The following is a 23894-nucleotide window of genomic DNA, read 5'->3' as shown; positions in this document are numbered from 1 at the left end:
ACGGCGCGCTCCAGGAATGGCAGCTACGCGTGCGACGCTCCCCATGCGACGAGCAGATGGCAGGCGAGCCGGGGAGCTCGATGGTTCGAGCTAGCCCGTCGCATCGTGACCATGTGCCCGGTTGGAAAGGTAATCGCACGGCGCCTCCATTCCCCCCGATACGCGCTCACCTACCGATGAGAAAGTCAACTTGGCCGAACTGGCTGGAATTCAGGCCGAAGCGCCGTGCGAGCCTCACGTCGACCAGGCGTTTCACCGAGATGGGCAGGCGGACGCCCGACGACCGGAGCTTCCAGTCGGCGTCCGCGAGCTCGTAGAGGAGGTCCGCCGCTTGCACCGCGAGCGCCTGGGTGTCGGGGATGGCCGCGAACGTCCCGAACTCCGCGTGCTCGTTCACGAGCGAACGCACGGCCACGACCACCGGAGCGCCGAGCCGGTCCACATAGGGCAGCCAGACGTTCGTCAAGAACCTCGGGCTCAGCAGGCCATTGTCGTTCGGCAGCCAGATCGCGTCGACCTTCGCCCGCTGGAGGTTCACGAGCGCGGCGCGGAGGTCCTGCACGCGCGGCTTGTTCGAGAGCTCTTCCTTGACGAAGGTCAGCTTCTCGACCTGCATGAGCGCTTCCTGTCGCGCGATGTGATCCGCGAAGCCCTGGCGGTACACGACGCCGACCCGATGAGCGTCGAGGCCCAGCGTGCGCAGGCCCACCATGGCCGTGACCGCCGGCACCTCGTAAGAGATGGCGACCGAGTTGGGGACGGTGCGCTGGAGCTCCTCCGCGAAGGACGCCATCAGGATCAGCGCGACCGGCGGGGTCGGGACGGTGCGCGCCCACTCGCGATACAGGAGCACGGTCGAGTTGTTGACAAGCACCACCGCCTGCGGACGATCGCGGGCCACGATCCGCGCCACGAGGTCAGGGCTCGACTCCTCGCTGCGCAGCAGCGAGGTGATGACATGGTGTTCCTGGGACAGCTCGACGCGGAGCGATCTCAGCATGTCGTCGAGCTGCGGGTCCGAGGGGGCGATGACGGAGATGACCGGCTTCGCGTCCGGAGGCGACGCCTTGAGCGACGGCGCCGGGTCGCTGGCCACGTGCGTGGCCGGGCCCGACGAACAGCTCAGCGACAGCACGAGCCCCGCGAGGGCGGAGGCCCGCAGCAGCGAGCGCCGAGAGAGGGGACGCGTCGACCTTACTTCCATTCGTCAACCCCCAGATCGGCGAGCACGTGTTTCGGAAGCCTCCGGATCGCGCTCTCCACCGTTTGGCGCTCGCTCAGGAACGTGACCGCCACCAGCCCGACCTTCGCCGTCGAGAGGCTGAGGATCGTGAACGTCATCTTGCTTCTCGACTCGAAGTCAGAACGAAATCGCTCCGGGAGAAGGACCGCGTCGGCCGTCTGGAACTGGAGCAGCTGCAGGAGATCTTCGATCTTCGTGACGCGCTGGACCTCGGGCGCAGCGCTCACACCCAGCAGCCCCGCTACGAACTTAGGGAGCGATTTTCGTTCGACCAGATCGACGATCCCATATCTGAGACCCGAGAGCATCTCCTTGGTCAGCGCCCTCGTCGAGACCAGGAGGTACTGCTCCGCGTCGCTCCCGGCCTTCACGCCCTGGATGTCGGCGGTCCGATTGAGCGAAGCCAGGACCGGCTTCGGCGAGAGGGCCGCGTCGGGCGGCGCCGACTCGAGCGCTGCTTTGAAATCGCTCAACTTTCCGAACACGGTGACATCGACGCCGGGCATCGACTCCTCGATCTTCTGCTCGAGGGCGCGAGCGCGAAGCGGTGTCACCGCATACACATAGAGCGTGGCCACGGGCCCGGCCGTGGTCGGCGGGCTGAGCAGCAGAAGGCAGCACCCGATGAGCAGCGCCGCCCCGAGCAGGACCATCGGCGCGCGCTTCGATCGGAGCCCCCGGCGAGCCGGAACTCCGGTCCTGTCGGGCCAAGCGAGCTCGGCGAGAGTCCTGAGGAGTGAGCGGAATCCCCCGTGCCGGACCGGAGGAGCCGCGCGGTTATTTCGTGGCACCCACGATGACGCCCAGCGGGTTGCGATTCGCGCTCGACACGCGAGGTGCCCCACGGCCCGCTCGACCGCTGACCGCCGTGCCCCCATGGAGCGCCTGCAGCTCGTTTCCACCCGGCTCATGTCCTCCCGGTCATCATGGTAGGCAGCGTAGCCGATGGTTAACCCTCTTTGTCAAGCGCCCCCTGGGAGGCGCCCCCGCGTCCCCACCGAGCTTGGCGAAATGGGGACGTCGGAGAGGGTGACGACACCCGACGGCCGCGCCCCCGCCCGCAGCCGGCCAGCACGACCGCGCCGACGCCGCCGCACGCGCAAAACACCGAGGAGAGCGCTTGACACGCTCCTCACGCACCTCGGTGTCAGGGCTCGATCTCGAGCCCCAGGGGCGCCATGCCCGTCGCACCGCGGGAGCAAGAGACGGCACCTCGGAGAAAGCAGCAGATGGCGCCCCGGATTCGCGCGATACATCATGCTTCGTCGGCCTACATGGTGAGCGATGGTGCATCGTGATGCTCGGTAATTTCACCTTGTCATGCACAAACAGCAGAATCCCCGGGTGCGCCGCCGCTCCCCGCCAACGAGATCGAAGACTCGCGCTTCGCGCTCGATCTACTTACCGCGTACCGCTGGCGCTCTGCTTACCGGCTACCGCTGGCGCTCTACTTGCTGCTTACTGCCTACCGCTGGCGCTCTGCTTGCCGCCTACCGCTGGCGCTCTCCTGCCGGCGCTTGCCGCTGGCGCAGGACGATCGCGGCGTCCAGGTCTCCGGTGCGGCGTCCCGCCAACAATCGCTCCGACAACGGGATTGTAGTCCATCCGGTCGCCGCACAGCAACCCTCGCGAACCGCGGCCGCAGGGTCGGGGTGTCGCGGATCACAGCGGATGGCGCGCCACAGAGACGCTGGCGCCGGCCGCCGCGCAGACGTAAGGCAGAGCGCCCTGGGACCTGGCATATTTGCAAGGAACTCTCGTGACCTGGAGAACGAAGGTTCCACTCGAAGGGTACTCGGTACTCAGCCAGCGGCCGGGCAAACCGCTGCCCGCCTCTGCCCGGAGCGCCGGGCGAGCGGCGCGGCTCGCCCGGCGACGCGGCGCGCCGCGCTCCGGCGCGCCGTCGTCTCAGTACCACTCGCTGCCGAGGCCCAGCGTGAAGGTGAACGTCGGCCCGTCTGGCAGGAACACCGGGTGGAGATCCGCGCTGATCGCGAAGCCGCTCCGCCTCGCGCCGCTCCCGGCCAGGCCTCCGAGGATCAGGGCGCCCCGCGCGTGAGCGCCGAAGTACCAGGCCGCCGTGCTCTCGCAGCCGGCGCTCGGGAGCGGGATGCCGCCCTCCGGGACCTCCGCGCCGCAGGTCGCGACGGCCACGTAATCCATGGAGGGTCCCGCGCCGAGATCGAGGAAGTGGAACAGCGTGAAGCCCGCGAGCACCGAGTTGTAGTCGATGAACCCCGCCTCGAATCCAGCGCTGTTCTCGGTGCTCTCGGGGGTGAGCGTCACCATCGGTGTGTTCTGGTAGTATATCGCGAAATAGTGGTTGACCTGGACACCGAGCCGGCCAGAGAGCGCGAAGACGGCCCCCGCGCCCGTGGGTGACTCGATGATCCCGCCGCTGAGCGACGTACCGAAACGAAAGCGCATCCCGTCCTTCTCGCCGTCCTCGGGCTCCGTCGGCTTCTCCTCGGGAGCGGCCGGAGCCGGCGGGACCGGCGCGGGCGGCTCCGGAGCGGGCGTGTGCTCGGCCGGCGCGGACCGCGGCGCGGACGGCGGCGCAGGCGCGGGTGTGGACCGCGGAGCGGGTGTGGACCGCGGAGCGGGCGCAGGCCGCGGCGCAGGCGGCACCGGCGTGGGAGCAGGCGCAGGCGCGGGCTGCACAGGGATCGGCGCAGGCGCGGGCTGCACAGGGGTCGGCGCAGGCGCGGGCTGCACGGGTGTCGGCACAGGCGCGGGTTGCACAGGGGTCGGCGCAGGCGCGGGCTGCACGGGTGTCGGCGCAGGCGCGGGTTGCACCGGGGTCGGCGCAGGCGCGGGTGGCAGCGGGGTCGGCGCAGGCGCGGGTTGCACCGGCGTCGGTGCAGGCGCGGGCGCGGGCGCAGGCGCGGGCTGCACCGGGGTCGGCGCAGGAGACGGCGGCGGTGCTGGCTGCGCGGAGGCAGACGGGAGCGGCTCTGGAGGAGGAGGCGGCGGGAGGGGAGCGTCGCCCTGGGTCAAGGCCGTCGCCGAGACCGCCAACGGAACGGTGAGCGCCGCGAGCGCGGCAAGCCAGCGAGGGGGTGTCATCCGATCTTCCTCGGCGCACTCCTCGCGGCCGTCAAGCGCCCGGAGGTGCGCGCTGTCGGCCGCGGTGCGCCGCAGCGGATGATCCGCCCGCGAGCCGTGGAGCGCCAGCCCATCGACGACCGCCCGATGCACGTCGCCCCCCGTCCCTCCACTTTCCTTCACGGAACGCGGCGGCACCGGTCACCAGCCCCTCGACCCATGCGCCGAGCTCGCCAAGCCCTCCTCTGCGGTATCAGCCCCCTGCTCGGGATCCTCTTCTCCGTGGCTTGCGTGGGGGAAACGCTCCCCTCAGCCGCGACCGGGAGCGGCGGCACTGGAAATATCCATGAGACGAGCGGCGCTCGGTCGCTCGAAGCGCAGGCGGCGTATATGCGAGAAGCGGTGCCTCTCCTCGAATCGGACCCCGACGTCTTCCGGTACGCCTGGTTCTCCGGGCGAACCGACGCGATCCCCAACGTGGACCTGCTCGGCGCGCGCGGTGAGCTCACCACGCTCGGCGAGCTCTACGTCTCGCTGCGCCACGAGGAGGAGTGCAGCTCGTGACGGCCCGCGCGGCGGTCGCTCCGTCGACGCCTCCGCCCGCCGGCGCGGTGCCCGCCGTCCCGGCGGCCGGCGTGCAGGCCGCGCCGCTCGACTTCGCCGACGTCTACGAGGAGATGTTCCCCTTCGTCTGGCGGACCGTGCGCCGGCTCGGCGTGGACGCCTCGGCGCACGAGGACGTGTGCCAGGAGGTGTTCGTCGTCGTGCACCGGCGGCTCCCGGAGTTCCTGGGCCGCTCGTCGCTGAAGACGTGGGTCTTCGGCATCGTCGTGAACGTCGTGCAGACGCACCGGAGATCGCTGCGCCGCAAGAGCCCCGCCCACCGCGGGGCAGGAGAGACCGTGGATCCCGAGCTGCTCGCGGGGCCGAGCAGCCTCAGCCCCTACGAGGCCATGACGAGGGCGGAGGCCGCGCGCGTCGCGCACGAGCTGCTCTCGTCGCTCGACGAGGAGAAGCGCGTGGTGCTCCTCCTCGCCGAGCTGGAAGAGATGCCGGCGGCGGAGATCGCGCGGGGCATCGGGGTGAACGTCAACACCGTCTATGCGCGGCTGAGGGCCGCTCGACAGGCGTTTTCCGACGCGGTGCACCGCCACCACGCCAGGATCCGAGGAGGCCGCAATGGATGAGCTGCGGGCCGGGGAGCGAGCGCTCCTGAACGCCCTTCGTGACGAGGACGAGCCGACCGACGACGACAGACGTCGGATGCGCGCGGCCGTGTGGGCGAGGCTCGGCCTCGCGGGGACGGCGGCCACGGCCACGGCCGTTGCCGCGAGCGCCGAGAGCGCCGCGGGCGCCGGAGCCGCCGGCTCAGCGAGCGCAGGCGCGGCTGCGCACGCGGTCGGTCCCGCCGCCGCGAGCATGGCCGCGGGCGCGAGCGCCGCGGTCGCGAAAGGCGCGGCCATCACGCTGCTCGGCGCCCCGATGAAGATCGGGCTGGCGGCGCTCGTCGTGGGACTCGCGACGGGGGCCGCGCTCTACTTCCCAACATTGTCGACACCGGGCGAGGCGCCCGATGCGCAGCGCGCGCTGGAAGCAGCGACGGGCGCGGCCGAGGCGCCCCGAGCGGAGCGCGCCGCCGCGCCCTCCAGCGCCCTGGGCGACGAGACGCCTGCTCCCGCCGAGGCGAGCGCCTCCGCCAAGGCCGACGGCCCCGACAAGGCCAGCGCCCCCGCCGAGACCAGCGCCGCGCCCGCGGCCGCTGCAGCGCGCGCGATCGCGCCGCGCACGCCACGGACGGCGGCCGCCGCGAGGCAGGGCTCCGAGGGGCTCGACGCGGAGATCGCGCTGCTCCGCGACGCGCAGCAGGCGCTGCAGGCGGGCCAGTTCGCGCAGGCGCTCTCGAAGCTCGACGAGCACGCCAGCCGGTACCCGAGGGGCGTGCTCTCGACCGAGCGCGAGGCGTCGCGCGCGATCGCGCTCTGCCGCTCCGGCCGCGCGTCGTCCGGCAGGGCGATCGCCGCGAGGCTGCTCGCGAAGAGCCCGGGCTCGCCGCTCGCGACGCGCGTGCGCGCCGCGTGCGGACAGGAGGAGTAGAGTGCGCGGGTGCACGTATCGAGGTGGGCGCATGCGCCGTCGATCCTGCCGGCGCTGATCGTCGCGGCAGGGCTCCTGCCCGCGCGCGCGCTCGCGGCGCCCGCCGAGCCGCGCACCATCGATCTCCGCTGGGAAGCGCCCGAGGGGTGCCCGCCGGTCGACCAGGTCCGGAACGAGATCGCCCGGCTGCTGGGAACGTCGGAGCAGCACCAGCCGATCGAGGTCGAGATCGCGATCGCTCGCGATCGCGGCGAGCGCCTCCGGCTCGACCTGCGCATCCGCGCGCCGGCGCCGGGCGAGCGGGTGATCCGTGGCGACGACTGCGCATCCATGTCGCGGGCAGCGGCGCTGATCGTCGCGATGTCGATCGATCCCGACGCTGTCGCGCGGAGCGCTGCCGCGCAGCCCGCGCCACCCCAGGCGGTCGCCGCCCCCGCCGCCAGCGCGCCGCGCCTGGCGCCTCCAGCGCCGCGCCCTCCACCTCCCGCGCCGGCGCAGCCGTCCGCTGCGAACGAGCGCGACGTGGAGGGAGCGCTCTGGGTGAGCGCGCAGCTCGAGCAGGCGCTCGCCCCGACGATCGGCGTCGGGCTCGCCGCAGGCGGCGGGATCCGCAGCGGCTGGTTCCGCGCGGACGGCGCGGCCGGCGTGGTGCCGTCGAGCTCGAGCCACATCGCGGGGCAGGCTGCAGGCGCCGAGTTCCGGCTCTGGTTCCTCGAGGTCGACGCGTGCGCGCTCCCGCTCGAGGGCCCCGTCCGCGTCTACGTCTGCGCGCTCGGCCGCCAGCACTGGCTGCGCTCCAGGGGGCGGGACGTCGATGAGCCCTTCACCCTCACGACGCCGATCTTCGCGGCCGGGCTCGGGACGCTGCTCGAATGGCGCATCGCCGCTCCCGTGAGCGTCGAGGGCGCGCTGCACGCCGTCGTCCCGCTGAGGCGGCCCCGCTTCGTCGTCGAGAACCTCGACGGCATCGTTTACCGCCCCCCGGCCGCAGGCCTCAGCGCGCGCCTCGGTCTCGCGCTGGCCTTCTGAGCCTCAGGGCATGTCCGGGCCCGCGCGCCACGCGGCCTCGATCGCGCAGCCGGCCAGCGCCCCGCGGTAGAGGCGCAGCTCGTCGTAACGCCCTCCGAAATACGGATCCTGATCGAAGTGGGACCGCCCGAGCCAGTTGTTCGCGTCCTGGATGGCCGAGAGCGGAAAGCCGACCGGCGTGCTGCCGAGGAGCGCACCGTCGAGGTAAAGCGCCAGGGTCCCCGCCGCGCCGTCGAAGACCGCGGCGAGCTGATGGATCTCGGCGTCATCGAGCGTGGGCTCGGTGGTGACCTGCACCTGACCCGCGGCGCCGCTGTCGCTCGCGAGCGCGGCGATACCCGGCGGATCGAAGCCCGTCGAGGGGGTGATGACCAGGTAGGACCGCCCAACGCTCGCGTCGCCCTCGACGGGATCCTCACCCGTGCTGCCGATGCCGAAGTCGACGACGCGCAGGTACGCCCCTCCGCCGTCGCGGGCAACCCAGACCATGACGGTCACGTCGCTCAACCCCGTGAGGAGACCCGCGGGCAGATCGACGTAGTCGTCCTCTCCGTCGAGGGTGAGCACCCCTCCGCCGTCGAGGCTCGCGCCGCCGAAGATCTCGCCGTCGGCGCCGCCGACCGTATCGGTGACGACCTCCCCCAAGCCGTCGAACGAGTACCGATGCGCCAGCGACGGCAGCGCATCGCAGGGGGCCGCGCCGCTGCCCCCTTCCCCGCCGCTGCCCCCTTCCCCGCCGCTGCCCGCCTCGCCGCCGCTGCCCGCCTCACCGCCGCTCGGCGCCCCACCACCACGCCCCCCTTCCCCGCTGCCACTACCACCTTCCCCGCCGCCGCCCACAACCGACGTCGGAGTCATACGACCCACCGCAATCTCCACATCTGCCCCACATCCGGATAAGCCGAGGAGCAGCGCCATCATCGTAGTCTTCCGCGCGCACGACACGGGCTGATCCTAGCGCGGGCGTGCGGTCGATTCGATCACGAAAGGCGCGCGCCCCGGCAACGAGGGGGAGAGTGCTGATTCCACACGCGGGAGCCGACCATGATGTGCCGACTTGACCGAGTGTTCGCAAGTCCCTGGCTCGTCGCCGGGGGATGTCTCTTGAGCATCTCGTGCACTGGCATCCTCGGAGGCGACGACGCTCCGGGACCGGGGCTGGAACCGGGAGACGACGCCGCCGCGCCAGGCGGGATGCCTTTGCACCACATGACAGCATCGGAGTACAACAACACGGTCGCCCACCTCCTGGGCACGCGCCTGCGGCCGGCGGACGGATTCCCGGCCTCCGGCGCGAAGGGCTTCGACGCGAACGCCAGCGCGCTCTCGAGCCTCTCGCAGGTCCTCGTCCAGGGGTACTACGACGCCGCCAAGAAGCTGGCGGCCGACGCGTTCTCGAACGAGGCGCAGCGCGCCCGGATCCTCGTATGCGACCCGGCGGAGGGCGCGGATGACGGGTGCGCGCGCGAGATCATCGAGCGCTTCGGGCTGCGCGCCTTCCGGCGCCCGCTCGAGGCGGCGGAGGTCCACCGGTACGCGGCGCAGTACGCCGACGCGCGCACCACCCTCGAGATGTCCCCCGTCGAGGCGGTGCAGCACGTCGTCCGGACCCTGCTGACGTCGCCCAATTTCTTCCTGCGGATCGAGGTCGGCCCCGACTCGAAGCGATCGCCGGGCGCCCTCGGCGGCCACGAGATCGCGTCGCGCCTCTCGTACCTCCTCTGGAGCTCGCTCCCGGACGAGGAGCTCTTCGACGCCGCAGAGAGCGACGAGCTGGCCACCGAGGACGAGCTCCGGCAGCAGGTGGACCGCATGCTGTCCGACCCGAAGAGCGCCGCGTTCTTCCAGAACTTCTTCGGGCAGTGGCTCGGGACCCGCACGCTCCCGAGCCACACCGTCGACACGACGCTGTTCCCGGGCTGGAACGACGAGGTGAAGGGCGCGATGATCGAGCAGGCCAACGCCTATTTCACCGGCTTCACGACCGGCGAGCGGCCGTGGTCCGAGTTCCTGACGGCGCCCCACCCGGAGAGCCCGCTGCTCGCGCCGCTCTACGCGAACGACCCCGAGGCCGGGCGCGGCGGGTTCCTGACGCTCCCCGCCTTCCTCACGCTGTCTTCCCGCGCCGAACGGACCTCCCCCACGTCCCGCGCGAAGACGATCCTGGCGCAGCTCTACTGCGCCGACCTGGCCCCTCCCGCCGGCGTGGATATCCCGGAGCTCGAGGCCGCGGGAGGCGACTCGGGCCGCGTCGACAACGTCCGCAAGAAGCTCGAGAAGCACCGCGAGTCGCCCGACTGCGCGGGCTGTCACGATCTCCTCGATCCCATCGGGCTGAGCCTCGAGAACTTCGATGCGATCGGCGCCTACCGGACCGAGTACCCGAACGGCGACGCTGTCGACGCGACAGGCAAGTACGGGAGCGCGGAGTTCCAGGACATCTCGGGCCTCATCCCGGAGCTCCAGAAGGACCCTCAGCTGGGGATCTGCCCCTCCGAGCAGCTCTTCACCTATGCGTTGCGCCGGCGCCCGAGCGGCGGCGACAGGGACACGCTCGAGGAGATCGCCGCGCGCTGGGAGAAGGGGACGATCGCGGATCTGGTGAAGCAGGTGGTGACCAGCGACGCGTTCCGCCTCCGCGCGGCGAAGGTCGGGGCGAAGTGAAGCTGCAGGCGTTGTTTCCTCACGGAACCAGGCACGAAGGAGCGATGCGCACATGAAACGCGGAATGACACGCAGGAACCTGTTGCGCGGCGCGGGCGTCTGCCTGGCGCTGCCGTTTCTCGAGAGCCTCGCCCCGCGCAGGGCGCGCGCCGGGGAGCCCGGCACGCCGAAGCGCTTCTTGCTCTGCACGTTCCCGAACGGGGCGCCCCACCACTGGTGGGAGACGGCGCCCGCGTTCGGCAAGACGCTGAAGGGCGCCGATTTCAAGCTGCCGAGGGTGCTCGAGCACTTCGCGCCGGTGAAATCGAAGATGCTCATGATAAGCCGCCTCGGCAACCACACGTGGAGCAAGGAGCAGAACGCGTTCCTCGAGCCGTCCCACTCGCGCTGCATGGCCGCGCTGTCGACCTGCGTGGACGCCGATGAGCTGGGGAGGGCCGCCGGGCAGGACCTCGGCGAGTGGGTGGGCAACGGCGTCTCGGTCGACCAGATCATCGTGCAGAAGGCAGGCCCGGAGCAGGCGACCCGCATCCCGTCTCTGCAGACGGGGCTCGGGGTGAAGCCCGGCTTCTTCGACGGGCGCAGCTACGCCTACAATCAGGCCGTCTCCTGGAAGAGCCCGCGCGAGCCCCTGAAGCGCTCGGTCAACCCGAAGGCGGTGTTCGACGCGCTGATCAACGCGGGCGCCGCGAGCGCGCCTTCGGTGCCAGGGCAGACCGACGAGCAGGCCAGGATCGAGGCGGAGCGCCGCGCGGCGACCGAGAAGAGCGTCATCGACGCGGTGCTCGCGGACGCGAACTCGCTCATGCGCAAGGTAGGCTCCGACGATCGCAAGGTCGTCCAGCAGTACCTCGACGCCCTGCGAGAGACAGAGAAGAACGTGACCCGCATCCAGTCGACGATGACCCCGTCGAGCCTGGGCTGCAGCCCGATCGGCGAGCCCGGAGTCGTCCCCGAGCCGCCGGGCCAGCAGGAGGGGCTCAACGAGAACGACAGCACGGAGGCCGGCGAGTACAAACACGACGATCACGCGAACGTCATGATCGATCTCATCGTCATGGCGATTCAATGCGACGTGACGCGCGTGATCACCCACATGCTCGACGACGCGCGCTCCGAGTTCGAGTACCGGTGCATCCCGGCCGACGTCCGCGCGAAGGTGGGCCTCGAGTACAGGGAGGGCAGCAGCCTCCATTATCACGCCTGCCAGCACGGCCCCGGCAACCTGGGCACAACGGACGAGGGCGGCCGCTACGCGGTCGTCGAGGAGAGCAACCTCGATTTCGCGGCGATCAACTGCTGGCTCGGCCAGAAGACGGCGCAGCTCGCGCAGCGGCTCGACGCGATCCCCGAGGGGGACGGGACGGTGCTCGATCACTCCGTGATGGTCTACATGAGCGAGATGCGTACGCACGACCACGACGCGTACGATCTGCCCATCGTCCTCCTGGGCGGCGACGGCGTCTTCCTGAACGACGCGCACGTCGCGTATGGCCCCCTCGGCCAGGATCGCCAGCTCCGCGATCTGTGGTTCACCATCATGAACCAGTACTACAACCTCGGCGTCGCGTCGTTCGGCGAAGATCGGCGCGGCGTGCCGAACGCGCTTCTCGAGGAGATCCTGCGGTAGCTCTGCGGATCACGGTCTCGATGGATGGGCTCACACCGGAGGTCGAAACGCGATGTTCGAAAGCCGCTCACGTCGGTTGGTGTCCGGGGGTCTCCATGTCGCGCTCGGGCTGCTCGTGACCTGCACAGCAGAGCTCGGGTGCTCGAGCGACCCGTCGTCCTCGTCTCCGCCGGAGTCGTCCTCGCCGGAGTCGCCCTCGCCGGGCGACGGGGGCGGTCCGCCAGGCGAACCGCCCTGCGTGGAGACGAACGACGGGCCAGCGCTGCCTCAGGCGTTCGCGCTGAACTGCGGCGGGTGCCACAGCGCCCACGGCAAGCCGGCCGGCGGGTTCCCCGATCTGTTTGCCTTCGACGGCACCCTGGAGGAGTTCACGGCGCAGGTGCGCACGGGGCGCACGGAGAATGCACGCATGCCGGCCTTCGGCGAGCAGCAGATCGCGACGGCCGACATCGAGGCGATCTACGCTTATTTCTCTGCGGGAGCGCCGCCCGCGCCGGCCTGCGACGGCGGCCAGGTCGAGCCCGGCGAGTGCTCCGGGGTGGACGGCGACATCTCCCCGCTGTTCCCCTCGGCGGCGGAGGGCAGGCCGATCACCACGAAGGCCGCCGATGGGACGATCACGCTCGAGGCCGCGGGGCGCGTGCGCGGGCGCCACGAGAAAGAGGAAGAGTTCAGCCCCTACCAGCCGCGCTATTTCGAGAACCGAAGCTACAAGTTCATCGTCGAGGACACGATCCCGGCGGGCGGCAGCACCATCAAATTCACCTGGCTCCCCAAGGCCAACGCGTCGACCAACCAGACCATCAACTTCCGCTGCTGGTACTCGGGCGAGGGCAACGTGTTCGACTCGAACAACGGCATGGAGCGCATCACGAGCACCCACTGGGAGTTCGTCGTGGATCGCAACGCCAGGGAGAGCAGGGAGATCCGCGCGGGAGATCTGCTCGAGTTCGAGTTCGGGGTGTTCCTTGACGCGGGCACCGTCGAGGGGAGGACGAGCTATTACAGCGACACGTTCCGCTACCGCGTCGGCAGCGGCGAGCTGACGCCGTTCAACGAGCCGAACGAGGTGGCCCTGTCGGGCGGCGACGGGACGATACCGTACATCTACGAGGAGCCTCATCTCTATTACGAACAGATGGCGCTCAACATCCAGGAGAGCTCGATCCAGCCCTTCCTCGAGGGGCGCCGCCTGTTCCATACGGACTTTGTCACCGGCGAGCACAGCGAGGGCGGCAACCCCGTCTTCGAGGAGCAAGCCGGCAAGGCGGGGCCACTCTCGAACCAGGCGGCGTGCGTGAGCTGCCACATCAACAACGGTCGCGGCGCCCCGCCCGAGCCCGGCGAGGCGATGGAGACGGCCGTCGTGAAGGTGTTCGGCGCAGGAGCGAAGGCGGACGGCGGGCCCATCGCAGATCCGAGCTACGGCCGGCAGCTCCAGGACAAGGCGCAGGGCGGGGCCGCCAGCGAGGGCACGGCCACCGTGGCCTACACCGAGGAACCCGGGCAGTTCCCCGATGGCACGGCGTACGTCCTGCGAAAGCCCGCGTTCCGCTTCGACGGGCTCTCCGCAGGGCCGATCGCGAGTTACTCGGTCCGGGTGGCCCGCCCGCTCGTGGGCATGGGCCTTCTCGAGGCGATCGCGGAGGACGCGCTGCTCGAGCGCGCAGATGGGATGGACTGCAACCAGGACGGTATCTCGGGCCGTCCGAACCTGATCCCGGACCCGGTCTCGGGGGCGCTGCGAGTAGGGCGCTTCGGCTGGAAGGCGAGCAAGGTGAGCGTACCGCATCAGGTCGCCGACGCGCTGGTGGCGGACATGGGCGTGACGACGAGCCTGTTCCCGGTCGAGGAGTGCGGCGAGGCGCAGACGGGTTGCCAGGCCGGCACGCGCGGAGATCCCGAGCTCGCCGACGACGATCTCGACAGGTTGGCGACCTACATGCGCATGCTGGGCGTGCCGCCGCGCCGCGACACGGCGGACCCGGCCGTCCAGCGCGGTGAGGCGCTGTTCAGCCAGGCCGGGTGCGCAAGCTGCCATGTCCCCTCGATGAAGACGGGGAGCCGCCACCCGCTCGTCGAGCTGCGGGATCAGCTCATCCAGCCGTTCAGCGACCTGCTCCTGCACGACATGGGAGAAGAGCTCGCGGACACGTCGACGAGCGAGCACCTCGCGGGGCCGCGCGAGTGGCGGACGCCGCCGCTGTGGGGCATCGGGCTGCTCGAGGCCGTGAACGGCCACACCCAGCTGCTGCACGACGGCCGCGCGCGGAACGTCGTCGAGGCGATCCTGTGGCACGGCGGCGAGGCGGACGCCGCGAAGCAGCGCTTCATGGCGCTCCCGGCAGGAGATCGCGACGCGGTGGTCGCCTTCCTGCGCTCGCTCTGAGCGCTCGCCCTTCTGCCCTCGCTCCGAGCGCCCCCATTTCTGCGCTCGCTAAGAGCGCCCTCTCCCCGCCCCCGCCTTCCTTCGGCCTTCTGGGGGCTCGATCCGCTCGACGTTCCCGGCGCACAAGGGGCGGGCGCCGCTCAGAACCCCGAGCGGTGCGCCATCCGCCTCGAGAGCCAGCGCATGGGGCCGGGCGCCACGCGGGCGGCGAGGCTCGCGGTCTTCACGAACAGGCTCGTCTCCAGGACGTCGCGGCCCGCGTCGACGGCGCGCACGATCATCTCGGCGACCTCGTCCGGGCTCTGCTTCTTGTGGCCCGGCGGGCGGTAGCCGACGTTGTCGTCGGTCACGACGGCGTTCGCGTGGAACGGGGTCTCGACCGGGCCCGGCCGCACCACGAGCACGCGCACGCCGCGCGACGAGAGCTCCGCGCGGAGCGACATCGCGAGCGCCTCCAGCGCGAACTTCGACGAGGCGTACGGGCCCATTCGCGGCGCGGCGACGAGCCCGGCGATCGAGGAGACCATGACGATGGTGCCCTTCGTGGCCGCGAGGGGCTCGATCGCGAGCCGCGCGAGGTGCACGGGGGCGACGACGTTCAGCCGGTAGAGCGCCTCCAGCTCGGCGGGCTCGATCTCGATCGACGGCGTGTAGTAGCCGCGCCCGGCGTTGTTCACCAGCACGTCCAGCCGGCCGTACGCGCCGAGCGCCCGCTCGCAGAGCGCCTTGCGATCCTCCTCGACGGTCACGTCGCCGGCCACCGCGAGGGCCTCGCCGCCCGCCGCGCGCACCTCCGAGGCGACGCCCTCGAGCGCGTCTCGCCCGCGCGCGCTCAGCACCACGCGCGCGCCGCGCTTCGCCCAGGAGAACGCGAGCGATCGACCGATTCCGCTGGATGCACCGGTGATGACGACGACGGGAGCCATGTCGGCGAGAGTACACGACATTCGGATCGCGAGGAGAGACTTGCTGCTGGCGGCCGCCTGCCGCACGGCGAGGGATCGGGCAGCCGGCGCCGCGATCCCGGCCTCCCCGATCTCGCGCGCAGCTGCCTGAACGCACGACGCCTGATCTCGCGGGAGCAGCGGTATCGGACGCTGGCGTCCTACCGTTCCGGCACAGGACCGTCGCACGGCTGACAGCCCAATCGTTCTCCATCAGCGGTATCCGGCGCTGGCGTTCTACCGTTCCGGCACAGGACCGTCGCACGGCTGACAGCCGAATCGCTCTCGAATGGATCAACTCATCGATCGAGGACAACAGGAGCACGCCATCACAGGACACAGTTCGGTAATACGTAACACAAACTTCGCGCATTTCGCCATCGCGCCTACTATAGTCCGGCCCACACGAAGCCGCCGGGGGGGTGGCTGGCCATCTCCCCGCATAGCGAGCTATGACGTTGGGGTCTCGATTGCATTGACGCGCCCGAATCGCGCAAATGCGCGAGCGCGTCGCCGTTGCATTCTGACGCGGGGTGACCAGCAGAGGCAGGAGCGCGGCGCGTCCTCCCTCCGTCGGACGGCAGCACCGCGGCGGCGGTTCGTGATCGTGGGGTGATCCGAATGGGTCCGGCCCTCGGCTCCATGCAGCCATGGCCGTTCAACCAACCTGTTTGGCGTGTCCGGCCGGCGAACGATCTCGGCGTTGCGTACTCATCGCGCGCCTGGCGCTGACATTCCACGTATGCGCGGAACGTAATTTCCTCCGTGACTACGTGGCTCGTTTCACGAGCAAACAGGCGCAAATCGACACAGGACGGAATCCGGTTCCGGGGAGGGAATGGGCGAAGCACCGTGTGTGCACGCAGCTCGCCAGCGCAATTCAGAACGGGGCGCGGAGCGGGATCGTAACGGGCCGCTGACGAGCGTGAGCGCGTGGAGGCAGCGAGCGAGAGCGCGCATAGCGACGCTCTCGGCGAGCACCCCTGCGCGCGGCGCAGCCGCGGTATTCACGTGTTCGTGACAGCAGATCTCGCAAGACGCTCTCAACCTCAAACCCTGATAGAGAATGAAATGAAGAAGAAGTCGATTGTTGCCTTGTCGATGATGGTCGGCGCCGCCCTCGTGGCGCAGGCGGAGCCCGCGAGCGCCGGGTATTGCCCGGCGGCGTACGCGGGTGACATCACGGAGTACGCCATTCCTTCGAACGCCTCGCCGGGGAACATCACCTTCGGCCCTGACGGCCGCGTGTGGTTCACCGTGCTCTCCGGCAGCAAGATCGGGGCCGCAACGTCCAGCGGCGCTGTGACCGAGTACCCGCTCGCGACCGGCGCGAGCCCGGTCGGCATCACCGTCGGTCCGGATGGCCGGATCTGGTTCACCGACGCAGGGAGAAACCAGATCGGGGCGATCACGAAGCACGGCGTCGTGACCGAGGTTGCCATCCCGACGAACAGCTCGAGCCCGTCCGCGATCACGCTGGGATTCGATGGGAATCTGTGGTTCACCGAGGTCCTCGGCAACAAGGTCGGACGCATCACGCCGGACGGGGTGATCACCGAGTTCGCGCTGCCGACCGCCGGCAGCCAACCGCGCGGGATCGCGGCGGGAATCGACGGAAATGTCTGGGTCGCGGAGTCGCGCGGGAACAAGATCGCGCGGATCAGCGCGTCCGGGACCGTGACCGAGTACCCGCTGCCGCCCTCGGCCGCGCGCCCCAACGCGATGACGCTCGGTCCCGACCTCAAAATCTGGTTCACCACGGCGGGCGAGATCGCGAACATCGACACCAGCGGGACCGTGACGGAGTTCGCGCTCCCCGCGCTGGGCCTCGGCGTCTCGGCCATCACGCTCGGGGTGGACGGCAATCTCTGGTTCACGGAGCAGTCCGTGGACAAGCTCGTACGCATCACGACGAGCGGCGTCATGACCGAGTACGCTCTCCCGATCGCGGGCTCTCGTCCGCTCGGGCTCACGCTGGTCCCGTCGCTCCAGGGGTGCGGCTTCCTCGACCTCTGGTTCACCGAGGCGGGGGGGAGCCGCCTCGGCAAGATCCGCACGGTGACCACCCACTGAGAAGCACGCATCCGGAGAGATAGAGACTTGACCGCCTGCCGGCGAGCGCTTCGGCGGCCAGGCGGCCTTCGCTGGATTGTTGGCTTGATAGATGCGCCGTGCACCGGGATGATCCAGGTGCACACGCGCACCGTCACTCTGAACGATGGAGATGAGCATGAACACGACGGGTAAGTTGGTTCTTTCGGCGCTCTCGGTCCTCGGTCTCGCGGCGTGCGCCGTGAGCGGCACGGACGAGGCAGAGGTCCTGGGCGAGTCGCAGGAGGCGCTGATCAACGGCACGGAGTTCTACGGGTCGGACACGCTGTTCAACGCGATCACGGCCGCGATCAGCCAGGCGGGGCTCAGCGCGTCCCTCGACTACCTCGGCACCGGGTCGGGCAAGGGCGAGCAGTGCCTGGAGGGCACCGGCGGCACTCCCTGCAACACGAAGGCTCAGACGATCGCCCCGATGTCCAGGGACTTGCAGGGCTCTTGTGACAGCGGTCAGAAGAGCAATCGCATCGCGCTCGACGCTATCTACATCTTGGCGGACGACACCCAGGCCGCCACCAGCGCGACCTCGGCGAACATCAAGGGCGCGTTCTGCGGCGACGGCTCCGGGAGCGCCGCCACCTGCGCCAATTTCGACACGTGGGGCGAGCTCACCACGGGCTCGTCGAACCCCGCGAACGCGATCAAGCTGTACCGCCGCGACGACATCTCGGGCACGACCGACACATTCAAGAGCCTCACCGGCTGCACCACGTTCTGCGCCGGCGTGAAGATCATCGTCGAGGACCTGATCGCCGGGCCGCGGCTCTCGACCGATTCCGCAGGAACCCTGGGGACGCCGAACACGTCGTCGATCGTGACGTACTCGGGCTCTCCGACCGCGGCGGCGCCCTGCCTGCAGACCGATTCGGCCACCGATTGCATCGGCAAGCTCGCGGGCGCGAACATCGACGCGCTCGCCTACGCGGGCGGCGACGCGTTGCGCCCGTCGAACCCCTTCGCCAACCAGGCGTTCACCATCGACAGCAAGGCGCCGACCACGGCCAACATCCGCAAAATCATCACGGACCCGAGCAACAAGTACCCGCTCGCTCGCTTCCTGTACCTCAACGAGGGCAATGGATCTCGGGCTACGGCCGAGACGAACTTCCTGAACTGGATCATCGCGAACCCGCAGACGTTCGAGAACACCCTGACGGCCTCCGGCTTCATCGCGTGTGACGCGGGAAATCCTCTCGATTGCGGTGCCACCGGCACCACGTGCCCCCGCAACAGCAGCCTGCCGTGAGCTGATAGGCTGATGACGAAGGACGGAGCGCGCCGCGCAAGCCATTGCGGTAGGCGCGCTCCGTTCGACGCACATGGCCAGCGCGGCGCGCTCGGGCACGCCCCCCGTCTCATCACCCGCTGAGCACCGTGCACCGCGAAGTCGTCCTCCAGGGACGGAACGCGCCCCCGCTGCTGCCGGATTGAAACCGCTCCGCAACACTGCCCAGCACAGGAGGTCTGAGCGGTGAGCCCTTACTTTCCATCACGGTCGAGAGGCGAGCTTGCCGCGCGTGAATCAATGGCAGAGCTATCATCTACGTCGACGTCACCGCGATAGCGTCACGGGTCCGTGACAGCCGGCATTCACGGTTGTTCCAGGAGCTCACCGGTGGCATTTCGGCCGCCGCGACGACAGGGGGTTCGCCGCTGCGAGCCCGGGGAGTTGGCATCGATGCGTCAAGATCGGCGTTGGGTGACGATGAGATCGCTGGTGCTGTTGCTCGGGGTCGTGTCCGTGGCCGGGTACGGCTGTGGAGGTGACGATACCGGTGAGCCCCCGGAGGACACGAGCGGCGGCGGCGCTACCAGCGGTGGTGACGGCGGCGGCACCGGCGGTGCCGGCGGCAGCGGCGGGGTCGCGGGCGATGATAACGGCGGAGGCGGCGGCACCGGCGGTACCGGCGGGGTCGCGGGCGGCGATAACAGCGGAGGCGGCGGCACCGGCGGTGACGGGGGGGGCACGCCGCCACGTCAATGCGCTCCTGCCCGATCGCACGAGCCGATCCCTCAGCGCCGCTCGGCGACGGTCGAGGATGCCCTCGATACCTTCAGCAATCTCTCGGGGGAGATCGAGATTCAATGTGGCAACTGCCACAAGGCCCCGGCAGAGCAAGGCGACTTCTCCTACACCGGCGCTCCGGAGAACCTGTGCAATGCGCGCGGCAAGAGCGGCAAGACGCCCGTTGACGTCATGCTCAGCGGGGAGATGCCCTACAAGATCGGCGGGCAAGAGGCGCTCGGCCGGCGGGTGCAGGCGTGGATCGAGCAGGGGTGCCCCGCCGGCACGTATGTCCTCCCGAAGGGCGAAATCCACGTCGATCCCGACGTGGATATCGTGACCCCGCGCGAGATCGGCGATGCGCAGACGGAGCTCGGGAACTGCATCCCCGACGCCGAGATCGTCGGTCGAGACGAGGAGGTGGATGAGCGCTTCGCCGCGATGCGATCGTTCGAGGACCTCCCGGTCAAGCTGTCGGAGACCGATTTCGTCTCGCTGGACGCCGAGGTGCTCGCGCGCAGGGGGACGCTCGCTTACGCGCCGACCTACCCTCTCTGGTCGGACGACGCGGCGAAGCTCCGCTTCGTGCACGTCCCGGCGGGGCAGGCCATCACGTACGACCCGGAGGCGAAGAGCCTCCGCATCCCCCCGAACAGCCGCTTCTACAAGACCTTCTTCAGGGCCGTGGTCGAGCCCGACGGCGTCACGCGATACCGCAAGATGGAGACGCGCATCATCGTGACGCGCGAGCAGGCCGAGGACGCGATCTTCGGCACGTACGTGTGGAACGCGGAGGAGACGAGCGCGAAGCTCCTCGGGACCGGGCTCGATCCGGCGTCACCGGACAGCAGGGAGCTCTACCTGAACGGTGAGCCGTTCCCCGACTACGTCCGCCCTTACACGGCCAACGAGACCACCGGTGCACTGCAGAGCTACGCCGTGCCCGGCGCGACGCGATGCGTGGCGTGCCACACGGGCTCGGAGAGCGAGAGCTTCGTCCTCGGCATCACGCCCTTCCAACTCCACAAGCGACCCAAGGGGGAAGGCGGCGTCTACACGCCGGACGTGCTCGCCGACGAGCTCAATCAGCTGGAGCGTCTCCTCGCGTACGGTGTCGTGCGCGGCACGTTGGCGACCCTCACGCCCGACGACTTCCCCAGGCTCGAGGAGTCCGCGCTGCCCCGCCGGCCGCGCAATGACGACGAGCTGAACATGCAGGCCTACATGGCAGGCAACTGCGCCCATTGCCATAACCCGCGCGGCTATGCGGTGGCGAGCAAGGCGACGCTGCGAGGCCTGGATATGTCGCCTGGCGGGAGCATCTTCGGGTTTCACATGGATACCGTGGGCTCGGACGGGCGGCTCTACTTTCCTGGTGTGCCGGCGTCCTTCGATGAGCTCGTCATCCAGAACTCCATCCCAGTCGGAGGTATCTACCGTCGCGTCGTCCTGCCCACGGGATCGTGGACTCCCCGTGCGTTCGGCCTGCCCGTGGACAACGAGGAGGTAAACGCATTCTTCAACCTCCACATGCCGATGCACACGGCGTCTGTGGACTGCCGCCTGCCGGTCCTCGTGGCGCGCTGGTGGGCGTCGGTGCCGCGCGATTACGAGCGCGGGGGACGGGAGGCGCCGGAGGATCCGGAGGCGATCGAGCTCGCCACGCGCGCGGCGGACGCCGCGGAGGCGCGTGCCCTTCACGACTGCGAGCAGCATCGCGAGCTCGGGTGGGTGCTCGAGGACACGACCGAGCGCTATCCGTACGTCCCGCGCAACATCGACTGGAAGACGAAGCTCGACGACTGGATCCGCGCGGAGGAGGTGACGAGCGAGCACGAGGCGCTGGCGAAGAAGGTCTATGCTCAGGGGTTCTTCATCCCAGGCTGCGCGTTTCCGGACGACGCGCCAGAGCCTGAACCGGTGGAGCAGTGGATGATCAATCCGGGGACCGGGAGGCCGCGCCGGCCGTGGAGCGCGATCTACTGGGCCAACCCGGGGGAGCATATCTACGCCGGTATCTGCACGAATTGCCATGGAATTTACGGCGACGCCCAGACCGGCGCGGCGAGGGCGCTCCGCGCGACCTCCGGGGCGAGGGTGGCGAGCTTCGTGGACGGGCTCTTCGGCCCGCGCTGGGCGCCCAACGAGAACCTCGCCACGTTCCATGGGCCCGACGCGGGGGAGGCCGGCCTCGGCCCCGACGGGGCGGCGAAGTACCTCGTCTGGATGGCGACGGGGGGCACCACCGTTTCATTCGGCCGTAACGCGGAGGAGGAGAGGACCTTCTTCAACGTCTTCGTCGACAATCGGATCGTGGCCGCGGTGCCGATCCCGCTCGATCCGGAGACCGCGAAAGCCGCGTTCAAGAGATCGAAGGCGAACATGCTCGGCGTTGCGCGCGCCGCCTGCGATGAGATCCGCACCGATGCTCATCGGTTCGGAGCCCTTTACGACGCCGCGGCCGCGAGCGGGAATTGGAGCGTCATCCTGGGCAGCGCCGTGGCTCCGGAGTTCGGCGTGCCCATGTGGAGGGACGTGTGCACGCTCAGGAACCCTCTTACGGACGAGCTCCGCACCGCGGACGCGAGCTCGCCGGAGGTCGATGCATGGCTCCGGAGAGCGGCCTTCAACGCCGGTGTAATGGCCTACATCTACATGCGTGACGAGCTGACGAAGGGAGTCGTCGCGGTTCCGCGTGACGCCTGCGAGCTGAAGTTCCCGCGGTAGTGGATCGTTCTGGCGCGTGCGACGCGCTACACGGAGATGTGTTACGATGAAGATGCGTCAACGATGGCTGATCATGGTGGGTGCGCTGGCCGGGCTTTCGATCTTCACGAGCGCTTGCGGGGACGACGATACCTCATCATCGTCGGGGCAAGGCGGAGGTGGGGCCACGAGCGCCAGCGCCAGCACGTCGTCGGGCGGTAGCTCTGACGGCGGCGGCGGCATGGGCGGCACGGGCAGCGGCGGCGGCACGGGTGGCGTTGGCGGCACGGGCGGCAGCGGCAATGCGGGCGGCGCTGGTGGCACGGGTGGCACGGGTGGCACGGGCGGCAGCGGCAACGCGGGCGGCGCTGGCGGCACGGGCGGTGGCGACACGGGCGGCGCCAGCGGCACGGGCGGCGCCAGCGGCACGGGTAGCGCTGGTGGCACGGGTGGCGGCGATCCGGCGGAGTGCGGCCTGCCGCCGGACACCGACCCTGAACCCAAGGTCCGCTTCATCAATGCCCTTCTGCCGAATCGCACGAACTTCCCGGTGGGGAGCGGCGACCCGCCTGCGCTCCGCCTCTACGTGAACGGGGCGCCGGTGCCCGACATCGAGGCAGTGTCGCCCAGCAGGGTGGCCGCGTCCGTCACGAGGTACGCCAAAGTCACGGCGGGCGCGATCACGTTCTCGGCACGAAGCGATGACGGAACCAGCGGTGGCGCAGGCGACGCGCTCACGATCTCGGCGGATCCGCTGACGATTGCCCCTGGGACGCGCTACACGATCGTGGCCGTCGGAATCCTGGGCACTACCGGCTCGACGGGGCCGCAGCTTCTCATCGCGGAAGAGAAGTTCACGACGCCTTCATGCAGCGAGGTCGGCCTGCGCTTCGTGAACGCCGACGCCAGCGTGGGGCCTCCGAAATCGTTCTACATCGACCGAAGCGCCACGGCCGTCGCGGCGCTCGACGGGTTCACCGTCAGCGCTCCAGAAGGCCTGCTCGTGCCCCAGTCGCCACGGTCGATCACGGTCACCGCGTCGAGCAGCTTCGGTCCGACGGGTCAGGCGCCGTTCTCGTTCTCTGCGGCATCGCTCGTCGGTGGGCGATCGTACTTCGTCATCGAGACCGGGGAGCCGACCCGCGTCGTCGCCGATGCGCGCGCACACGGGTTGCTCGTCGTCCCGGCGGGGGACGACTCGCCTGCCGTGTTCATCAACCGGGATCCGCTCGTCTATCTCTTCCACGCATCGCCGCCGCCCACGCCATCGCCCCTCGATGTGTACTCGGGCACGGAGAGGATCGCCATCAACCTGACGTATGCGCAGGCGCCGACATACACCGATCTGCCGCCGGGTGAGTCGACGCTCTCAGTCGTCGCGCCCGGCTCCGGCGGCGGCGAGGGCTCGGGTGACACCGTGGTGGTCGGCGCCCAGCCGACGGGTCCGCTGGAGCCTGGTGCGATCTACCTGGGAGGTCTCCTCGGCATCACCGGAGAGACGGGCGACAAGGCGCTGCAGCTCAAGCTGTGGAGGGTTCAGCCGGAGCTGCCCGAGACGGTCACCAGCACGCGCGTCATGTTGATCAACGCCTCGGCGGCAGCGCCCTCGGTGGATCTCGGCCACTGGTCGGTCAATGCAGATGGGACCCAAGGTGAACCGTTTACACCCGTGCTCACGGACGTCGCGTACGCGTCGGCGAGCGCCAGCACAGCCGTCGAGTTCGCGGCGCCGAGAGCCGCCGGCCGGCAATGGGTAGGAGTTCGACCGGTCGGATCGGCCGACGGCATCCGGAGCGCTGCGAGAAGCCTGTCACCGACCTGGTATGCCGCTGTCCTCCTGGGAGACTGGAGCTCATCCGACCCAGCGAGCGCCGCGCGGCTCATGTTCATGAGAAATCTCGGCATCGCCTCCTCGGCTGTTTTCGTGGCGTTGCCGACGCCCTGACCGGTCGAAATCCTGCGCCCCCGCTCGGCCGTTCTGGTTATCCCCGCGCGCACCCTCACGATACGCAGCTTGCCTGACGGCCTACCGGAGC

Annotated in this window: 16 protein-coding genes; 11 read left to right on the top strand and 5 right to left on the bottom strand. The window is 69.9% G+C overall.

The genetic code is table 11. The annotated features are described in order from the left end of the window. Positions 1–166: 166 nt before the first annotated feature. The 3 genes from WMF29_RS07095 to WMF29_RS07085 form a co-directional block, all read right to left on the bottom strand. On the bottom strand, positions 167–1204 hold the full coding sequence (locus WMF29_RS07095; protein WP_437328110.1) for a hypothetical protein: 1038 nt from the start codon (positions 1202–1204) through the stop codon (positions 167–169). Beyond that, complete coding sequence (locus WMF29_RS07090; protein WP_437328109.1) at positions 1195–1821, bottom strand: hypothetical protein; 627 nt, start codon at positions 1819–1821, stop codon at positions 1195–1197. Before WMF29_RS07090 ends, WMF29_RS07095 begins: the two co-directional genes overlap by 10 nt. Before the next feature lie 1330 nt (positions 1822–3151). Continuing rightward, entirely contained in the window at positions 3152–3670 is a 519-nt protein-coding gene (locus WMF29_RS07085; RefSeq protein ID WP_437328108.1) for a hypothetical protein, read from the bottom strand. Positions 3671–4690: 1020 nt separating this feature from the next. Between WMF29_RS07085 and WMF29_RS07080 the strand changes: the two genes are divergently transcribed. From WMF29_RS07080 to WMF29_RS07065, 4 genes are read left to right on the top strand one after another with little or no spacing between them, the layout of a single operon-like run. After that, positions 4691–4852 carry a glycosyl hydrolase gene (locus tag WMF29_RS07080; protein ID WP_437328107.1) on the top strand — a complete coding sequence of 54 codons (162 nt, stop codon included), beginning with the start codon at positions 4691–4693 and terminating at the stop codon, positions 4850–4852. Beyond that, complete coding sequence (locus WMF29_RS07075; RefSeq protein ID WP_437328106.1) at positions 4849–5475, top strand: RNA polymerase sigma factor; 627 nt, start codon at positions 4849–4851, stop codon at positions 5473–5475. Before WMF29_RS07080 ends, WMF29_RS07075 begins: the two co-directional genes overlap by 4 nt. Continuing rightward, positions 5468–6382, top strand: a complete 915-nt coding sequence (locus WMF29_RS07070) for a hypothetical protein (protein ID WP_437328105.1) — start codon at positions 5468–5470, stop codon at positions 6380–6382. Before WMF29_RS07075 ends, WMF29_RS07070 begins: the two co-directional genes overlap by 8 nt. Before the next feature lie 9 nt (positions 6383–6391). Further along, positions 6392–7411, top strand: coding sequence for a hypothetical protein (locus WMF29_RS07065; protein WP_437328104.1), 1020 nt, complete (start codon positions 6392–6394; stop codon positions 7409–7411). A 3-nt stretch (positions 7412–7414) separates the two neighbouring features. Here WMF29_RS07065 and WMF29_RS07060 read toward each other — a convergent pair whose 3' ends face one another. Further along, entirely contained in the window at positions 7415–8269 is an 855-nt protein-coding gene (locus WMF29_RS07060) for a LamG domain-containing protein (protein WP_437331092.1), read from the bottom strand. Positions 8270–8620: 351 nt separating this feature from the next. Here WMF29_RS07060 and WMF29_RS07055 point away from each other — a divergent pair, with 351 nt between their 5' ends. From WMF29_RS07055 to WMF29_RS07045, 3 genes are read left to right on the top strand one after another with little or no spacing between them, the layout of a single operon-like run. Next, positions 8621–10075, top strand: coding sequence for a DUF1592 domain-containing protein (locus WMF29_RS07055; protein WP_437328103.1), 1455 nt, complete (start codon positions 8621–8623; stop codon positions 10073–10075). 52 nt (positions 10076–10127) lie between these two features. Further along, on the top strand, positions 10128–11705 hold the full coding sequence (locus tag WMF29_RS07050; protein WP_437328102.1) for a DUF1552 domain-containing protein: 1578 nt from the start codon (positions 10128–10130) through the stop codon (positions 11703–11705). Positions 11706–11757: 52 nt separating this feature from the next. After that, entirely contained in the window at positions 11758–14094 is a 2337-nt protein-coding gene (locus tag WMF29_RS07045; RefSeq protein WP_437328101.1) for a di-heme oxidoredictase family protein, read from the top strand. Positions 14095–14234: 140 nt separating this feature from the next. Here WMF29_RS07045 and WMF29_RS07040 read toward each other — a convergent pair whose 3' ends face one another. Continuing rightward, on the bottom strand, positions 14235–15020 hold the full coding sequence (locus tag WMF29_RS07040; protein ID WP_437328100.1) for an SDR family NAD(P)-dependent oxidoreductase: 786 nt from the start codon (positions 15018–15020) through the stop codon (positions 14235–14237). 1089 nt (positions 15021–16109) lie between these two features. Between WMF29_RS07040 and WMF29_RS07035 the strand changes: the two genes are divergently transcribed. The 4 genes from WMF29_RS07035 to WMF29_RS07020 all read left to right on the top strand — a co-directional run bounded on the left by WMF29_RS07035 (position 16110) and on the right by WMF29_RS07020 (position 23803). After that, complete coding sequence (locus WMF29_RS07035; protein WP_437328099.1) at positions 16110–17111, top strand: Vgb family protein; 1002 nt, start codon at positions 16110–16112, stop codon at positions 17109–17111. A 157-nt stretch (positions 17112–17268) separates the two neighbouring features. After that, a complete protein-coding gene (locus WMF29_RS07030; RefSeq protein WP_437328098.1) occupies positions 17269–18393 on the top strand; it encodes a substrate-binding domain-containing protein in 1125 nt (374 codons plus the stop codon). A gap of 459 nt (positions 18394–18852) precedes the next feature. Continuing rightward, the gene (locus tag WMF29_RS07025; RefSeq protein WP_437328097.1) at positions 18853–21879 is read left to right on the top strand and encodes a hypothetical protein; all 3027 of its coding nucleotides are present in this window, start codon (positions 18853–18855) and stop codon (positions 21877–21879) included. 46 nt (positions 21880–21925) lie between these two features. Then, positions 21926–23803, top strand: coding sequence for a DUF4397 domain-containing protein (locus tag WMF29_RS07020; protein ID WP_437328096.1), 1878 nt, complete (start codon positions 21926–21928; stop codon positions 23801–23803). Positions 23804–23894 lie beyond the last annotated feature (91 nt).

The sequence above is a fragment of the Sorangium sp. So ce381 genome (assembly GCF_051473845.1).
Taxonomy (GTDB): domain Bacteria; phylum Myxococcota_A; class Polyangia; order Polyangiales; family Polyangiaceae; genus Sorangium; species Sorangium atrum.
This window is presented reverse-complemented; position numbering and strand designations above follow the sequence as displayed.

What these genes read in the sequence shown, in the direction of transcription:
- WMF29_RS07045 (WP_437328101.1), top strand. Translation starts at nt 11,758, where the DNA reads ATGTTCGAAAGCCGCTCACGTCGGTTGGTGTCCGGGGGTCTCCATGTC.
- WMF29_RS07025 (WP_437328097.1), top strand. Translation starts at nt 18,853, where the DNA reads ATGAGATCGCTGGTGCTGTTGCTCGGGGTCGTGTCCGTGGCCGGGTAC.
- WMF29_RS07085 (WP_437328108.1), bottom strand. Translation starts at nt 3,670, where the DNA reads ATGCGCTTTCGTTTCGGTACGTCGCTCAGCGGCGGGATCATCGAGTCA.
- WMF29_RS07035 (WP_437328099.1), top strand. Translation starts at nt 16,110, where the DNA reads ATGAAGAAGAAGTCGATTGTTGCCTTGTCGATGATGGTCGGCGCCGCC.
- WMF29_RS07060 (WP_437331092.1), bottom strand. Translation starts at nt 8,269, where the DNA reads ATGACTCCGACGTCGGTTGTGGGCGGCGGCGGGGAAGGTGGTAGTGGC.
- WMF29_RS07040 (WP_437328100.1), bottom strand. Translation starts at nt 15,020, where the DNA reads ATGGCTCCCGTCGTCGTCATCACCGGTGCATCCAGCGGAATCGGTCGA.
- WMF29_RS07050 (WP_437328102.1), top strand. Translation starts at nt 10,128, where the DNA reads ATGAAACGCGGAATGACACGCAGGAACCTGTTGCGCGGCGCGGGCGTC.
- WMF29_RS07070 (WP_437328105.1), top strand. Translation starts at nt 5,468, where the DNA reads ATGGATGAGCTGCGGGCCGGGGAGCGAGCGCTCCTGAACGCCCTTCGT.
- WMF29_RS07030 (WP_437328098.1), top strand. Translation starts at nt 17,269, where the DNA reads ATGAACACGACGGGTAAGTTGGTTCTTTCGGCGCTCTCGGTCCTCGGT.
- WMF29_RS07095 (WP_437328110.1), bottom strand. Translation starts at nt 1,204, where the DNA reads ATGGAAGTAAGGTCGACGCGTCCCCTCTCTCGGCGCTCGCTGCTGCGG.
- WMF29_RS07055 (WP_437328103.1), top strand. Translation starts at nt 8,621, where the DNA reads ATGACAGCATCGGAGTACAACAACACGGTCGCCCACCTCCTGGGCACG.
- WMF29_RS07020 (WP_437328096.1), top strand. Translation starts at nt 21,926, where the DNA reads ATGAAGATGCGTCAACGATGGCTGATCATGGTGGGTGCGCTGGCCGGG.